The sequence below is a fragment of the Companilactobacillus kimchiensis genome (assembly GCF_001438805.1).
Classification (GTDB): domain Bacteria; phylum Bacillota; class Bacilli; order Lactobacillales; family Lactobacillaceae; genus Companilactobacillus; species Companilactobacillus kimchiensis.
This window is the reverse complement of the sequence record NZ_JQCF01000003.1, coordinates 1-16595: the sequence shown is the minus strand read 5'-3', so window position 1 is coordinate 16595 and position 16595 is coordinate 1. Positions and strand designations below refer to the sequence as shown.

The 16595-nt window shown below is 35.3% G+C and carries 20 protein-coding genes; 9 read left to right on the top strand and 11 right to left on the bottom strand.

Annotated features, from left to right (window positions below; genetic code table 11):
- Positions 1-488 precede the first annotated feature (488 nt).
- From IV57_RS02440 to IV57_RS02425, 4 genes are all read right to left on the bottom strand, one after another.
- A complete protein-coding gene (locus IV57_RS02440; protein WP_057879908.1) occupies positions 489-2213 on the bottom strand; it encodes a glycoside hydrolase family 73 protein in 1725 nt (574 codons plus the stop codon).
- 128 nt (positions 2214-2341) lie between these two features.
- A complete protein-coding gene (locus tag IV57_RS02435) occupies positions 2342-2581 on the bottom strand; it encodes a hypothetical protein (RefSeq protein ID WP_057879907.1) in 240 nt (79 codons plus the stop codon).
- Positions 2582-2679: 98 nt separating this feature from the next.
- Positions 2680-3339 (bottom strand): hypothetical protein, encoded by a 660-nt coding sequence (locus IV57_RS02430; protein ID WP_057879906.1) that lies wholly within the window; start codon positions 3337-3339, stop codon positions 2680-2682.
- Positions 3314-3850 (bottom strand): Panacea domain-containing protein, encoded by a 537-nt coding sequence (locus tag IV57_RS02425; protein ID WP_236704306.1) that lies wholly within the window; start codon positions 3848-3850, stop codon positions 3314-3316. The genes IV57_RS02430 and IV57_RS02425 overlap by 26 nt, the downstream gene beginning before the upstream one ends.
- Positions 3851-4196: 346 nt before the next feature.
- Between IV57_RS02425 and IV57_RS13320 the strand changes: the two genes are divergently transcribed.
- Positions 4197-4385, top strand: a complete 189-nt coding sequence (locus IV57_RS13320; protein WP_057879904.1) for a hypothetical protein — start codon at positions 4197-4199, stop codon at positions 4383-4385.
- A gap of 55 nt (positions 4386-4440) precedes the next feature.
- On the opposite strand, the gene IV57_RS02415 is transcribed toward IV57_RS13320, so the two are convergent.
- The 5 genes from IV57_RS02415 to IV57_RS02395 all read right to left on the bottom strand — a co-directional run bounded on the left by IV57_RS02415 (position 4441) and on the right by IV57_RS02395 (position 9435).
- The gene (locus IV57_RS02415) at positions 4441-5457 is read right to left on the bottom strand and encodes an acyltransferase (protein ID WP_057879903.1); all 1017 of its coding nucleotides are present in this window, start codon (positions 5455-5457) and stop codon (positions 4441-4443) included.
- A gap of 112 nt (positions 5458-5569) precedes the next feature.
- Positions 5570-6553 carry an ABC transporter substrate-binding protein gene (locus IV57_RS02410; RefSeq protein ID WP_057879902.1) on the bottom strand — a complete coding sequence of 328 codons (984 nt, stop codon included), beginning with the start codon at positions 6551-6553 and terminating at the stop codon, positions 5570-5572.
- A 150-nt stretch (positions 6554-6703) separates the two neighbouring features.
- Positions 6704-8626 (bottom strand): hypothetical protein, encoded by a 1923-nt coding sequence (locus IV57_RS02405; RefSeq protein WP_057879901.1) that lies wholly within the window; start codon positions 8624-8626, stop codon positions 6704-6706.
- 339 nt (positions 8627-8965) lie between these two features.
- On the bottom strand, positions 8966-9208 hold the full coding sequence (locus IV57_RS02400) for a DUF2922 domain-containing protein (protein WP_057879900.1): 243 nt from the start codon (positions 9206-9208) through the stop codon (positions 8966-8968).
- A gap of 17 nt (positions 9209-9225) precedes the next feature.
- Entirely contained in the window at positions 9226-9435 is a 210-nt protein-coding gene (locus IV57_RS02395; protein ID WP_057879899.1) for a DUF1659 domain-containing protein, read from the bottom strand.
- Between the two features lie 158 nt (positions 9436-9593).
- Here IV57_RS02395 and IV57_RS02390 point away from each other — a divergent pair, with 158 nt between their 5' ends.
- On the top strand, positions 9594-10472 hold the full coding sequence (locus IV57_RS02390) for a hypothetical protein (RefSeq protein WP_057879898.1): 879 nt from the start codon (positions 9594-9596) through the stop codon (positions 10470-10472).
- A 323-nt stretch (positions 10473-10795) separates the two neighbouring features.
- Here the strand turns inward: IV57_RS02390 and IV57_RS02385 are convergent, their stop codons facing one another.
- Positions 10796-11365, bottom strand: coding sequence for a GNAT family N-acetyltransferase (locus IV57_RS02385; RefSeq protein ID WP_057879897.1), 570 nt, complete (start codon positions 11363-11365; stop codon positions 10796-10798).
- A 2-nt stretch (positions 11366-11367) separates the two neighbouring features.
- On the bottom strand, positions 11368-11535 hold the full coding sequence (locus tag IV57_RS13120; RefSeq protein WP_157051888.1) for a hypothetical protein: 168 nt from the start codon (positions 11533-11535) through the stop codon (positions 11368-11370).
- Positions 11536-11914: 379 nt separating this feature from the next.
- On the opposite strand from IV57_RS13120, the gene IV57_RS02380 reads away from it, so the two are divergent.
- From IV57_RS02380 to IV57_RS13115, 7 genes are all read left to right on the top strand, one after another.
- Positions 11915-13144: an SLAP domain-containing protein gene (locus tag IV57_RS02380; RefSeq protein ID WP_057879896.1), complete on the top strand. Its 1230-nt coding sequence runs from the start codon at positions 11915-11917 to the stop codon at positions 13142-13144.
- A gap of 95 nt (positions 13145-13239) precedes the next feature.
- Entirely contained in the window at positions 13240-13707 is a 468-nt protein-coding gene (locus IV57_RS02375; protein ID WP_057879895.1) for a hypothetical protein, read from the top strand.
- A gap of 472 nt (positions 13708-14179) precedes the next feature.
- Positions 14180-14425 (top strand): AbrB/MazE/SpoVT family DNA-binding domain-containing protein, encoded by a 246-nt coding sequence (locus IV57_RS02370; RefSeq protein ID WP_057879894.1) that lies wholly within the window; start codon positions 14180-14182, stop codon positions 14423-14425.
- Positions 14412-14750, top strand: a complete 339-nt coding sequence (locus IV57_RS02365; protein ID WP_057879893.1) for a type II toxin-antitoxin system PemK/MazF family toxin — start codon at positions 14412-14414, stop codon at positions 14748-14750. Before IV57_RS02370 ends, IV57_RS02365 begins: the two co-directional genes overlap by 14 nt.
- Positions 14751-14862: 112 nt before the next feature.
- A complete protein-coding gene (locus IV57_RS02360) occupies positions 14863-15726 on the top strand; it encodes an SLAP domain-containing protein (RefSeq protein WP_057879892.1) in 864 nt (287 codons plus the stop codon).
- Between the two features lie 291 nt (positions 15727-16017).
- Positions 16018-16398 (top strand): hypothetical protein, encoded by a 381-nt coding sequence (locus tag IV57_RS02355; protein WP_057879891.1) that lies wholly within the window; start codon positions 16018-16020, stop codon positions 16396-16398.
- Entirely contained in the window at positions 16398-16565 is a 168-nt protein-coding gene (locus tag IV57_RS13115; protein ID WP_157051887.1) for a hypothetical protein, read from the top strand. The genes IV57_RS02355 and IV57_RS13115 overlap by 1 nt, the downstream gene beginning before the upstream one ends.
- Positions 16566-16595: the final 30 nt, after the last annotated feature.

Sequence of the window (16595 nt, the reverse complement as noted above, 5' to 3'; positions counted from 1 at the left end):
TTTGGCTATTGAGCTATTTTTCTTCCTTGCTCCGAGCTAATCTTTTATTTTCAATATTGAATATTTAAAATCTACTAAATATTTATAAATTTAAGGAAACTAGACTGAGATGAAATTACGCTTGATGGATGTTTTTAGTTTGGTTTAATTTTTTTTAGAAATATTGGTTTATTAAAATTTATATCAAAAAAGCTCATATCCTATGGTGATATGGGCTTTTTGAAATTTAATACTATTATTTTCATTAAGAAAACAATTAAATAATCGTAGGATTTAGTCTGGAGTAAAAATTGGGAATAGGCTCAGCCGGGAAATTTTTCTTAATTGGCGCACTTAGCCAATTTAGAAAAAGGCTCGATTTGGAGACAACTCTGAACCTGAGTTGGCTTCAAACGATGCCCCCAGCGTTCCAGCCTATTCCCAATTTTTGCGGAAGACGGGAAGTTAAGTATACTTACGCTTTAACCCATCATGAGTAAGAAACATCTTTAGTTTGCGTTATAGATACAATACGTTCCATTTACCCAACCGGAATTCACTTCATACCAAGTTTGTCCGTCGACAATTTGTTTAGAAGTTACTCGCCAAGTTGTTCCATCTGCCAAACGTGTTCCAGTAAATTTATTATTAGCTGCTGGACTGTTATAAACGTTAACACCATAACCAGGAATGTAATTGATTTTAACCATACCATCAATTGAGGTTACGTAATTTGAGCCTTTAACTTGGACATCGTTAGCACTGACCCATTGGTCACTAGCTACACGATACCAAATTGAACCATCGGAATGCGTCGACTTTTGATCAATTTTCCAGTCGGTACCATTCAATAAACTAACTGCCATCACATTGTGCTTTGAATCATAAGCTCTGGCACTTGGAGTAGCTGTTACGTGAACAATATCTGGATAAGGACTGATAACGTCATTCTTGTATTCTTCATTAGCTTGTTGTGATTTCAACGTTACATCATTTGCTAAAACATAGGCATTATTACCAACATAATAGAAAGTATCGCCATCATCATCCACGACATAACCAGTTGTGATCCAAGAAGATTGATATGGTAAAACTCTTGATGTAGCAGCTTTCTTATTAGCTGCACTATAAACGGTTGATCCAGCATTATTAATAATAATTGCTGTGTCAGTCAAAGCCACTTTAGGATTGGATTTTTGTGAAGCTAATTGCACATCTACGGCATTAACATATTCGTTTGAGGATACTTGATAATAAACCGAACCATCGGCTTTAACCACCTTAGACGAAACATGCCATTGTGTCCCTGGTCCTAACGCACGATTGGCTGCGACTTGATTAGGATTGGCATTGACATAGATTGGTGCCACTTTTTTATTTGTAACTGTTGCTGTATCATCAATGGCTGTTTTAGTACCATTGACTGAACTATCACCAGTACCATTAGTACTGGCTTCACTATCATATTTAGTCAAATTATAAGTCCCAATTATATTATTCAAAGTTGCTGCATAGATTGGACTGGTTGCATAACGTCCTTGAAGCCAAGCAGTAGCATCTTTGTAAGAGGCAGCATTTTCTTTCCAAGTACCCTTGTAAAACTCAGGGGCACCACTGATACCACTTCTCAACAAATTAGCGTTATCGGCATATGATTCATAAATACCAGGATAACTTCTAAAATTAGCATAAATTGTATAATAGCCCTTATCTGAACTCCATTCTTTAGTAGGAAAATTCACATATGAACCATTATAATCACCTTTAACTCCAAAATAATTATTGTATTTAGATGATAACGTTGACGTTCCCCAAGAACTCTCAATAATCGACTGTGCCATCATAACTGAAGCATAGACATTATATTTAGAAGCTGCTTGTTGAGCGATTGGTCCAACTTTATTAATAAATTCTTGTTGTTGAGCTGGCGATATTCCAGTACTTGATGCTTGCGTTACAGCAGCAACCGCACTGGCAGGTAAAACGCTACTAGCCCCAGAATCTTTTTCACCTGCTTCAATAGCATCAGCTGCATCTTCATTGATTGGAGCCCCCTGTTGATCCATAACACTCGCAACAGAAGAATCCTTAGTATCGGTTGATTTTTGATCTTGATCATCCGTATTACCATCATCAGATGAAGCCGCAGCTTTCACTGGAGAAGTATTTGAAGATACACCCACTGCTGCTAAAAAGCTAGCTAAAGCAGTTGAGGCAACCCATTTCTTATTCATAATTGTCTCCCTCCAATTAGAAATATAACTAACTGTAGACTACTATGTAAACGGATTAACCTCAATAAAACCTTAAGAAAATGGGCGATACTTAAACATTTTTTAGTAAATTATAAAGATTTGGAACCTTAATCTTTCATATCGACGTAAGTTACGTATTCAGCTTCGATCCATTCGCCATCTTCAGCAATACGATAAAATTCCTTACCATCTTCACCAGAAGCTTTGGCATCAGTATACCAAGCTGTATCACCTTTAACATATTTATCTTGTAACATCTTACGGTTTACTTCATAAGTATCAAACAAGAAGACCACATAACGACTGTCTTGGTTGACCTTAACAATACCGTGTACATTTTTAAGCATTGTAATACCACCTTTTGAGTTAATACTGCTTTTATTATACATTAATTGGATAATAAAAAGGGCTGAAAAATCAGCCCTTTAATATGAAAATCATTTAATCATTGACGATGACGTACCAAACCATCAAATTCCTTAATTAATTCTGTTGAAACACCAGAATGATACTTATCATAAATAGATATCATTTCCGTGCCACTAAAGTAACCCTTTTTTTTGGAATATGAATCCTTAAACTTGTCATTAACAAAAACTAAATGATATGGATCATAAAAAACCGTATATAGAATATTACCAATTTTATCCGAATAATCATGCACTACAAAAACCCTAAAGGGTCCCTTATAAGTAAGCGGCATATTCTTAGAAACTATTTTAGATTCATATAAATGATCATTGATTCTATCAATTAATTCCTGATTCATATATTGTTTTAAAATCAATTTTAACTTTTGAGTATTATTTTGTCCCATTCTAATTGCTGACACATCCATGGAGATACACTGAGGATCTTTCAATATCATCTTTAGACAATCGGTAATCATGGGATCATTGACCTTAGAAATGAAATTAGTAAACTCTAAACTTGGTGAATCAATTGACCATCCACAATTCGACATAAAATAAACCTTTGCTTCAGAATTTCGAGCTTTAAGTTCATTTATTTCACTATTTAACATTAACTTCGGTGCTGATTTTACATTTAATATATTCTGATTATCAATTAATTCTGGACTAAATCTCGGCTTGATGTTTGACATAGCCTAAATAGTCCTCCTTGATTGCTTCAGGATTCATTGGGACATGGTAAGCTCCTTCTTTATAAGCAGCCTTATATGCCTTATCCTCATGTGATCTATCAACTAGACCGAAATCGTTTACTAAATCTATTTGTTTTATTAAATCATCCATGAATAGCTTTATTTCCATGTCTTGACTATTATCTGATCGATTATTTTTATCAAATTTATTTTGAAAATTATTTCGAAATGTTTCTATTACATTTCCCTTATCCCAACTGTAAACCTGATTATCAACTGGACCATATCGCCAAGCTTCAAACTCCGGATTAAATAAGTTCTTAGGGTATCTTGCATCACTATCAAATTCCGAATTTTTATCATAAACAATATTCCCATATGTTGCCGAATAAAATGCCCATAGGAAATACAATGTTTTTTGTAATTTAATTGGTGTTGGGTTAGATAATGAATGGTACACATACGAAACAATATCTTCTTTATTATTAAATACGTATTCTTCTGTCATCATTCAAACCTCCTACTATTACTATGGTATCAAATTTATACTAAGAACAAAACAAGATCGTTCTTATGAACATGAGAATTATATCGAACTTACGTTCCTGAAGCAACATGATTTATTCATTATTTCAGAAAATAATCCAGCACTCTCAATTTTTGTTATACTGAAATCGAGGGTCAAATATTTTGTTGGAGGGTAATCATGCACGCTACACTGGTCAATAAACATACCAAACAGGTAAAGAAAATCAAAATCGGTTTTTCATGGACAGAATGTATTTTTTGGATTTTGGACGGCTATTTTCAGAACTGACTGGCGATGGTTGATCATCATTTCCTTTGCGGAACTCGCTTTGGGTGTATGGACTTGGGGTGGTGGATTATTTCTCTTTAATATTATTTTTGCGTTTTTTTACAATAAACTTTACACAACTGACTTGATTGATTCTGGATATGAGCCGGTTGATCAAAATGTTTACAATGCCTTAATAGATAAGGGCTATCTAACTTCTGGACGTAAATTTACAACAATTGAAAATTAAAAGAGGCTCTGTATTATTGACGTAAATGCCAAATAATACAGAGCCCTTTCTTCTATTAAGTGAAAATTCTTCTAACATATGGAATACTGTGCAAAATTAAAATTGTCAGTAAAGAGATCACTAACGACAAGGCAAAAATATAACCAACATTAGTATATTCAACAAACCGTTGAATCGTTAAAATAGTAATCCCATGCATCAGATAAACTCCATAAGTTAACGGTGCAGCGGCTTCGATCACACTGGCAAACCACCGTGGATAATGTGGTTCCAATGCTCGAAGAGATAAATAAATCAGAATCGCTGCTAATGGAATATTGATTACTGCTAAGATATTCAAATATTCAAATTGTTTATTTAAGCTAACGAAACTAATTACGATATTAATCGTCAAAAGAACAACTATTAATAATAAATTGATCCATGGATTGATTCGTCGATGTTTACCTCGAGTAACTCGATAACCTAATATAAAATATCCTAAACTCTCTGAGATAACCACTCGCCCACTTGGATAAGCAGCAAAGTAAGTACCGATTGAACTAGGAGTTGATTTAACCACTTCCGGTAAAATAATATTAGCAATCAACCATAATATCAGCAAGTAGGTTAACAGACCATCGTCAACCCGACTAACCATCGCCTTTAACAACGGTGACAAGAGGTATAAGACAATTAGCGGATAAATAAACCAATAAGCAATCAAGATGGGCCGATGGAACATCATTAAGATGTTCTCCCATGGGTCATCCTTCAAATGATTATTGATCAAACCATTAATAATCGCTGAGATAACCGACCAAACGACGAATGGTACTAAAATTCGCGGCAAGCGGTGTTGAAACAAATATTTTAAGCTATAAGTTTTTTCACTGTTTAAGATAGTCGAACCACTGATCATAAAAAATAATGGTACCGCTACTTCCGTAATGACCACAATCGAATTAGTCATGGACCAGTTAAAATTACCCTGTTTTCGACCAATCGCTGCTGCACAGGAATGGGCCAAGACCACTAAGATCATCGCGAAAAATCGAATTACATCGATATAGACTAACCGTTTTTTCTTCAAAATTCTTCCCCAAGTCTATTTCATTAATACTAATATTTTATCAGGAGTTTTGACCAATTCATTAAAAATAAAAAAATCGTAAGTTATTTTTAACTTACGATTTTTCATTTAATTATTTAACACCCTTAACTTTTAAGGTATGAACTTTGTAGTTAACCTTACCCTTGTAAAGTTTGTGTGATTTAGCATACTTGAAAGCTGAATTGAATTCAGACTTCTTAACTTTGTGAATCTTAGGGAAATCAATCTCCATATCAGTTAGATACTTAGCACCCTTGTCATTGTAGTCCATCTTACGAAGTGCATTACCAGCTGCACCGTAAGTCGTACTGTAATTAAGTGTCTTAATACCCTTATTCATAACATATACGATAATTCCCATTGAAGAAGCATTCTTTTTAGCAAATGAATTATTAACGATGAAAATATTACTATGAGCAACACTAGTCTTTTGACGATTAAGAATCTTAGCGCCATTACCCTTAGCATTACTAATGGCTGGATCGTTTAGGACAGCTGCATCAACTTCGTTATTCTTCAAGGCCGCAACACGATCGTTTTCAGAATCAATTTGCTTAACCTTAATACCAGTTGAATACTTAATTTTATTTTTCTTCAAAATATTTACAAGATATTGTTTAGATGCATCTTTTTTATCGATGGCAACTGTTTTGCCTTTAAGACTCTTAACGCTCTTGTATTTCTTGTTAGCCACTAATCCAGAATAGCCAGGTAATGATCCGACCATCTTCCAATTCTTATTAGCTTTAGTATTAACCAATGAAGCATAACTTACTAAATCCGTTACCGCTCCATTAACCTCACCATTTTTAATAGCCGTATTCAATTCATTATTAGAATTATAGATTTTCACTTCCACAGAAGCATTGTTCTTATTAAAATCACCACTAGCATCACCCATAATGGCAGGAATAGAAGCAGTGTTCTTCAGAACACCAAGTACCATCTTATCATTTCCATATTTACCAGTAGCAGTTGTATCAGCCTTAGCCGTAAGACCCATAAAAGGTAATGAGCCAACAATTAAAAGAAACGCGGCAACAATAATAGCTACTCTCTTTAGTTTACGTGACATAAAAAAGCTCCCTTGTTTTATTAATTACATACTTCATCATAGCTTAATCAAACCCTTTATGCTAGCAGCTTATTAATTCTTAAGAAAAATTTGTGCATAAAAAAAAGACCCGTTATAAACGAGTCTTTTTAATTATCTACAAACTAAGGTCTAGTAAGCAGTGAAAACAGCTTTGGCACCATCAACAATGACCCATTCGTCAGTTGATACACGGTAAACAGTGTTACCATTTGCGTCAGTTGCTTTCTTATCTGTACGCCATGCACTTAAACCAGGAAGAGCACGTGATGATTGTTTACCATCTGCACTATATAGTAGGTATAAGAATGAAGCAGGACCTGCAGTAGTTACTTTACCATCAACGGGTGTAATATCAGTTAAAGCACCAGTTGAAGGAGTAGTAGCCTTGTCTGAGAATGTAACACTATCAGCGTCAATCCATTCGTCAGTTGATACACGGTATTGTTTGTTACCATTTTGGTCTGTACGAACCTTATCAGTAATCCAAGCACTGTTCTTAGCTAAAGCACGGTTAGGTTCTTGAGTACCATCTGTGTTAACTAATGTGTAGTAGTTCTTGTCTGATTTAGTTGTAACTACACCCTTTTGGTCAGTAGTTGTCCATGATGAAGTTGAGTTTGAAACATTGATTTCACGAGCAAATGTCAATGTAACATCTGAATCGTTAGTTGTTTCGTTAAAGTTGCTTGTGTTGATACCCTTGAACAAAGTACCATTGATGTAGAATGGGTTATTATCAGGATCTTGCTTAGCAGCTTCAATGAAGTGATACAATGCTGAACTTGTAGTTGTCTTTACAGTGATTGCTTGGTAATAGTTACCAGCCTTCTTGAAGACATCAGCTTTGGCGTTACCACCATCTGAAGTTTTACCTGTTTCAATGATTGATGAATCATTGATAGGATTAGTATTGTTTAAAGCACCTGAAGCTGTGTGATAGTATGAATCACTAGGATTTGCGTAGCTATCTGCCAATAGACTCTTACCATCTTGATCAACAAGTGAGAAGTCAGTTGCTGAAGTTAATTTAGAATCAGTAACAGTTTGGTTAAGAGCAACCTTGTAAGGTGTTGTGAAATCAGCACTAACCTTTGTCATACCATCTGTAGGACGTGTTGCTGTAACAGTAGTTGAACCTGTTTGTTCAGCACCTTCTGTATCAGTGTATGTATAGTTAATTGTGAAGACAACTTCTTTTTGAGTATTGTCTTTAAGAACATTTCTCAATTCAGTTTGTGTCTTAAGAACTGTGTTACCAACCTTAGCAGTAACATAGATATCTCTCATGTTACCAGCGCCGACTTTACCGTTAGCTTGGCTCAAAGCATCGTTAAGGTTAACCTTGATACCATTAACATTCTCTGAATCCAATGTAATAGCTGATGAGTTGTTGTCATTGTTGTTCAAGAAGTAAGCAACAGATGAACTCATGAAGGCATTGTATGAATACTTGTTAGCATTTGTTAAATCTTTAACAGAGTTAAGGTATGTATTCTTTGAGAATGTAGATGCAGTTTGATCACCAAATTGACCATTGAACTTGTTCAAAGCTCTTGTTTGTACAGCAGAATCTGAAAGGTAATCAGTCTTACCAGTAGCCTTTTGTGCAGCATCAACAGCTGATTGAGCAGTATCTACATCTTTTTGTGCAGCATCAACGGCTGATTGAGCAGTATCTACATCTTTTTGTGCAGCATCAACGGGTGCTTTAACAGCAGCCTTAGCAGCATCAAGATCTTCTTGTGCTTTAGTTACATCAGCAGGAACTACAGGAGATGCAGCATTAGCAGCATTAGCAGCATTAGCAGCATCAAGTACCTTTTGTGCAGCAGCAACGGTTGTATCAGCAGCAGCAGTTTTGTTAGCTTCTGCTAACTTGTCTTGAGCAATTGTTAGATCACTTTTAGCAGATGCAAGATTAGCTTTAAGAGTATCTGTGTTATCAGCAGCTTGAGCAACTGTAACGTTTGAAGCAAGTGCAGGAGCAGCGATAGGTGCAACAGCTAGAAGTGTTGCAGCAGCGATTCCTGCGTATTTAATAGATTTTTTCAATGTATAATCCTCCCCTGGACTACAAGAATTTATTTTTTAATTGTTTAGTGGGGCTATCCCACTGACAACCATTATATGAAACTCTGGCTTACGAATCAACCAAAAAACGTAAAGTCATTGTTTTTGTAACATTTCTGTATTAAATATCACAGTCCTGTAACATTAAGACAGTTAATTATAAATATTATGCAACTTTTTGACTATAAATAATCGTAAAATTACAAAAGTATTACAAACACCGCAAAAGCAATTTCTCAATGAATTCTGGTTAACCCAAAAGAGCCTACTCTTATTCTAATCGAATTAAGTCGTAGGCTCAAGGTTTATACTCTAAAAAGTTTAATTATTTTGTTTAGATATTGAATCAGCCGGAAATACCGGGGTTTCAGTGCGGTCAATATAGCTGGCACCAAGTACTTCTTGATACAATTGGACAGTGTTTTTTTCAAAAATCTTACTATCTCTGATCTTATCCATGGCTGTTTCGACGATTTTGGGATCAAGATCAGCCTTAACGTAACTCAAGACAAAGTTCTTTTTGTGACCTTCTGCAGTTTTAAATCTCAATTGTAATTTCTTCATTATCTATTCTCCTCTTCCTATTCTGCTACATTTACTAAATCATGTTTGATAACTTGTGTGCTGTAATAGACATCTCCGTCAGATAATAGAAGTAATCCGTCAACGAATGCTTTGATTTGTTCTTCAGTTGGATCTTGAACGATATTATTATAGGTAGTAGCTTTAACTTTCTTAGGATATTTGTCATTTCCCATGGTTACGATAATTGATGTTTTCTTCCAGTTCATTTGTCTGCCCTCTTTTTTTCTTATTAGTAAGAACTTGCCGGCCGGCTTAAGTAACTTACACATATAGTAACGAGTCGGAACCCCGAAAACGGAAATACATTTTTCAATTTCTTGGAACATGTTATAATTCAGCCAGAACTTATATGGAGGAATTTGAAATGAAAAAAGCACTATTACTTGCAACAACTGGTTTAGCACTGATTCTAGCCGGCTGTAGTAATTCTTCATCATCAAGCAAAAGTAGTAACAATAATAACAACACCTACAATACGGAAATGACTAAGGGAAACAACGCCGTATCTGATAAGAATTACGCTAAGGCTGCTGATCACTTTGAATCAGCTGTTGATGCTAAGAAGACTGACAAAGCCACAGCATCTGAAAAACAAGCTACTAATCTAGTTAAAGCACAAAAATCAATGAATCAACGTCAATTCGCTGATGCTAAGAAAGCTTTGACCATTGCTAAGAGCCAAGATAATGGCAATAAAAAAATGACAACTCGTGCTAAGACGATGTTGACACAAGTTAAAACCATTCAGACTAACCGTAACAACTTCAAGTTAGATATCAAAAATGCAAAGGTTTTGATCAAGGCTGGTACTAATGACCAAGCTCGTTCACTATTGGAACAAGTTACCAAGTTCAAGGGTGCTAAAGGTAAGTACTATTCAGACCTTTACACTGAAGCTAATACTTTGATCCAATCATTACCTGCAACAAGTACAACTACTGATGCCAATACTACCGATACTAATAATAGTAGTAACACGTCAACTGATACGACAAATTCTGCCGCTGGGACTGACGACCAAAGCAATAACCCCGCTGCTAAAGGTCACTTCGATGTTGAAAAGAAAGAGGTCGATGGTAAAGCTATCACCGCCGATGACATTGCCAAGGCTAGACAACAATTAACTGATCAAGGTGTCACAACTGTTGGGGCTTGGAGCGATAATGATATTGTCCGTGCTATCAAGAATGCCGCTGCTGATGGTCGTACAACTATTAAACCTTCTGATGCCAAAGTTCGTTAATTAATTTGAATCATTAAGGATGCCGCCTTCCGCAAAAATCGGAATTTGGCTGGAACGTAGTGGGCACGACTTGGAGCCCTACGGTCTTCAAGCTCGGCTTTTTTCTAAGCGGTACCCGCTAAGAAAAACTTCACTACTGAGCCAATTCCAATTTTTGCTCCAGGCTAGAGTTTTCGTATCCTCGCTTTATTATTAGATTCTGATCTGTACTTAAAAATCAAAAAGTTCCCCATATTAACTGGTGTTTATATCAGCTAACACGGGGAACTTTTTTTATATTACGATACGAGATCAACTTATAGTATATGTAAAAATCTATTTGATCATTCATTCAAAAAGATTTCTATTTCCGGAATGGTCCACCCCATCCAAAGGTCTTCTTTCTTTTTATGACTTTCACCGATATCCATAAATCCTATTTTTTCATAAAATTCCTTAGAAGAATAAAGTGAATCAACAGCCAAAAAGCAAATACCAATATCATGCGAAACCCTAAATACTGATTTACATATTATTCTTAAAAGAGCAGATCCTAAATGTTGTCCTTGATATTTTTTATCAATACCAAACCAAATAACATCTATCGTTGGCAATTCCTTATTGTTAGAAATCGTTGGAACCTTTTTTTCTTTTTTAAAAGCCTTATATGTCGTTTTACTACCTGTACATATCGAATAGTATCCAGCAATTCTCCCTTCCGCCGTATCTATCAACAAAAATGTCTTATATATATTATCTCGAGCATATTTTAATGCTTTATTTTCATTAAACAGAAACTCATTTATTCTTTTAAAATCTTCAACATTATAACCACTTTTCTCGGGGATACAGTTGAAGGTAGATAGGTTTATCATATCGTTATCTAATATATTGAGTAATTTATATTTACTCATAACTACTTAAACATATTCCCAGTATCTATAAATGGTGCCTTTTCATCAATTCTTTTTGCAGACTTTTTCAATTGTTCTTTTCTAGAGTTGGAAACTGGATTAGTAATTCTTTCGATTATTTTTTTATAACCCGCTTCTGTTAATATCATTTTTTCTATGCCACCAGCCATACTAATCACTCCTCTTTATATTTTATGTTACAAGTATATTCGCCAGAAAATCTTATTTCAATTAAATTAAACATCACCCCCAACGTTCTCTAACATTTGATCTGTCCCATTAACTATTTTCTATGTATCCAGTTTCTAAAAAACATTACGTATAAACTAACAAAATTCAATGGTTCTCGTGAATATTTTGAATCAATAATATTTAGAATGGAGAACCATTCCAATTTTCATTCTTTATTCGTTCATCAAAAAAACCAATTCATAAATTATCTTTAAGCCACACCACATGTCATTGCTTATTCCATCAGTTTCATAAGATAATGGCTGTGTGTGATTATATTTAATTTAGGAAATTTTATGCAACGGAGGAATAATATTAATGTCTCGTAAAAAAACGTTCTTAATATCAACAATGACAATTCTGTTGGCTCCGGCTGTTTTGAATACAGTCGCTCCTCAACGAATAGTTCGCGCTGATACTGCTATCGGTACGATTCGTCGTGATCGTGGTAGTGTGGTTGATAGTTATGGTAATACGACGAAAGTTATCTTACCTAACTTCACCTCTTGGGAACTGGGTCAATCTCAAGTCATCAACGGTATCACCTATTATCAAGTTGCCACCAACGAATATGTTGCCAAAGATTCGATGGTTATTGATAATTACGGTGCATCGGCTGCTGACACTGATACAACTGGTGGTTTGATTGGTTCAATTCGTCAAGGTGGTGGTATTGCTGTCGATTTGAATGGTGATACGACTGGTAATTATTTAGCTACTGGTAGTAGTTGGAAACTCGGTAAAGTCGTCCAAATTGCTGGTAGCCAATATTATCAAGTTTCATCTAATGGTTATCTAGCTGCTGATTCAATCGATATTCGAAACTTGGATGGTCGGTTGATCAATCCACAAACAACGGTCACTCAAGCTGTGCAAACTATATCAAAGACTGGTACTTTAGGTTATGCTGCCAAAGTTATCACTAGTGGTGGTCAGGATACTGGTTTGACTTTACCAGCTGGTTCCAGTTGGCAATTGGGACAATCAATTACTATTAATGGTAATAACTATTATCAGGTGGCCACTAACGAATATGTTTTAGCCAGTCTTATGACAACACCAAATAACACAGCTACACCAACCACACCAATTCAAAAAACGATCACCCTTCGCTACAATGCCAACGTCGTGAATGGAAATGGTCAAAGTATGAACGTTACGCTGCCACAAGGTTCCGCTTGGAAAATCGGTCAAACTAAGATCATCGCTGGTCATCAATATTATCAAGTTGCGACTGACGAATGGGTTTTAGCCACAACTGATCAGAACACTTCCGCTTTTGCCAGTGGTCCGGTAATCGTAACCTTAAACTCCGAAGTACCGCTCTACGATACTGCTAGTAACTCAATGAGCCGAGCTCTTGGTTCAGGAACCTCCTGGAAAGTTTCCGGAGCGGTTAAAAATAGACTTGGTCAATACTTTGCCAAAGTTTCGACCAACGAATGGATTCCTATCAGTAGTTACGTCTTCAACAATTCAGCGGTCACTCAAGAAATTACCGATTCAGCTGCTTTGGAACCAGACTTCGCTACAACAGTTTTAAAATAATTGCGTGATACTTCATGGTCAGATGACCGTGAGGTATTTTTTTTATATTGAATAATTAGTATAATGTTTAGGTTATTGAAAAATAGGAGATCGTCATGAAAGATGATAAAGTAAAAAAACATACAACCAGAGCTATTTGGATCACCTGCATTTTAATATTAATGATGGCCTTTGGAATTCCTCAAATTTATCGCAATTATCACTCCGCACCCTACTGTTATTCATCAGGTTCCCAAATTACGTTAGAGAGTTCTAAAACCCACAAATTAAATAAATATCAGAAACAACAATTTATCAAAATGGCTCGGACAGCTGTTGATCAAAAAGATGGTCCTTTCGTTTGGAAAAATTATCAGGATGTTTCAATCAGCGTATATAAGATGAAGAAACCTTCTGAATATGGGTTGATTTATAAAATCAGACCACAGATTCGAACTAAAGATGACATCATTACTAATTCGATTATCGTCAAATTGGCTGATCGGGATTTGAAGAGTTATCACAAGTTTTCAATTAAAGGCTATTCATCAGATTTTTCTAATTTTTTGAATTATCATGGGTAGTTTTTTGCTTGTTCTTTTCTTGCCGCCTGGCACAAAAATTGAAATTTGACTGGAACGTAGTGGGCACGACTTGGAGCCAACGAAAACCATGTTGTCTTCAAGCTCGGCCTTGTTCTAAGTGGGTTCCCCACTAAGAACAACTTCACTACTGAGCCAATTTCAATTTTTGTTCCAGGCTAGTGTGTGTGTTGGTTCGGTTGATATTAATAAGTAGATTAATTAAATAGCTTAATCAGAATTAAAAATCTTATTCTATAAAACTTACAATATAATGAATTCCTTGTATTAGTTGGTATACACATCCAATTAATATAAGGAATTTTTTAATTCAATCATAAATAACAATATCCCCGTCAAATCCAATTTTTACAGAAGACGGCATCCTTTACGTAATCTATCTTTAGTAGCAAATTTCAGAATTGCTTAATGTATAAACAAAGTATATACTTCATAAAAAAAGAAGGTATATGTCATGGAAACTAAAGTTACAAAATGGGGCAACTCTGCTGGTATACGACTTTCTAAGGACATAAAAGAATCCTTAAATATTAAAATTGGAGATATTTTAACCGTGCAAGTTAAAGGTGACGAATTAATTTTAAAAAAGGAAGAAGATACTCCTGCTACAATTCAGGATCTTTTTAAGGATTACGATGGTGAAGAATTTAAAACTAACGAAATTGATTGGGGAGAGAAAAAAGGACATGAAGAATGGTAAACCGGAACAAGGCGATATTATAAAGGTTAATTTCAATCCCTCATTGGGTCATGAACAACAAGGATTTCGACCCGCCATAATTATCAGTAACCCACTCGTATCTGAATTTTCAAATGTTTGGGTTTGTTGTCCTATAAGTCACACTGATCGTAATTATCCATATTATTTATCACTGCCGAACAACTGCCTAACTGACGGCAAAATTTTAATTGATCAAGTAAAATCTTTAGATTTAAATAATAGAGATTTTAAATATATTGAAACTATTGATGAATCTTTTAAAAAGAAAATTTCTATAATTTCCAAAACACTATTTGATATCTAATTCTAAAGAATCCATAACGTTTCTATTAACTGTTTCTTAAACCCATTGCTTAATTTCAGTTTGCATTATAGGTTTAATATGAACCGCAAAAGAGAACGAGGAGGTTAAAACGATGAAAAAGAATAAAGCTCTAATCGGCTCGGCATTAGCATTATTAATTGCTCCAACCGTTCTGTCTAATTTGTCACCTCAAACCGTAAGTGCGGCAGATACAACAGAAATCGGTTTAGTAGGTACTGTTAGCGGTAGTGGTGTTCTGGTAGATGATCAAGGACAAACCATTACAAGTACTTTCCTTCCAGAAAATAGTTCTTGGAAACTTGGCAGCACGAAGCAATTCAACGGTGTCACTTATTATCAAGTTTCGACTAATGAATGGATTGCTGCTAATAATTTGAATATCAGCAACACTTCAGCCCAAACACAAGCTGAAGCTCAAACTAGTTCATATAACGCAGTTACCCCTGGTCAAACAGGTACAGTTAAATGGGCTACATCCGTAGTCAACAGTCAAGGTCAAGCTATCAGTGGGGTAATGTTACCTGCAGGTAGTGCTTGGAAAATGGGCACAACTGTTACGCTCAATGGTGCATCATATGTCCAAATCGCTACTGACGAATATGTCGCTGCTAGTAATTTAACTGTTGTCCAAGCTGCCAGTGATGCAACTAATACTGCGGCAGCGGAACAATCAGCTCAAGCTGTTCAAGCAACTCAACCACAGGAAACTGTTGGTACAGTTGTGAATGGTCCAGCCAATGTTTATGACACTTCGATGGATTCATTCTCAGGACGTCAATTGGAAGATGGTACTCAGTGGAAAGTCGGTCAAATGGTTAAAAACAAATATGGCTATACTTTCTATCAAGTTTCTAATAACGAATGGGCACCAAGTTCAAATATGCAATTAAATCAAAGTGCTGATCAAAATGATGTTACAAGCGAACCTGAATTTGCAACATCAGTAACACAATAATTGGGAATAGTTATAATTATATTTTCGTATTTCACACTTTCTTCACATTTAGCGGTTATTATTGTACTTGGTAAACAAGAATGATAATTTACTAATGTGTGAAAACACAGAAGATATATATAATAAACGAACTAATATAACCTTCCTCCCTAATATAGAAGAAGTCTCCTAGCAAGGAGGCTTTTTTAATACCTACAGTTCAGTCGATTTTGGCTGAACTATTTTTTTGCATTCAATTCTAAAGCTCCTATAATTTAATTTATAAGAGTTATTTTAATTGAGGCGGTAAAAATGAATCATATTGATGAAAGTTTAAATATTGTCAGTCAAAAAATTGCTAATTTTAATCACGAAACCAAATTAAATCTCAAACTTCACGTTGAACATGAGTTGGAAACTCACAAGAAAATACTTCCCAGGGGATTTTTCTATGGCGCAATTCATGAACAAATTGAAGCTGTCGTCGACGAAAAGATGGATCAATTTACTAAAACACAAAATATCGACTTTAAACCCAAGGAATTATATGGCTATCTAGCTGCTCAACTAAAGACATCCCCTACTTTATCCAAACAACAACTACATTATCTAGCCTTTGAACATTTAGCTCAGAATTCCGATAGTAAGTTTCTCAAGAAGATTTTTAATAAATTACGGAAAGGAACACTATAATGGGAAAAATAGCAGGCTTTCATGCTCCCAAAGTATTATTGAACTTTATCGTTGGTCAAATGACCGGATTCATTTCTAGCAAGACGTTTAAGAAACGTGTTAGTGGTTTCCTAACTGAAACTGTTGATGATGTGATTGATTTAGCTTATAGAAATACTAAAAAATGAGAGTGGAACATAACATGGTTAGCTCTCGAG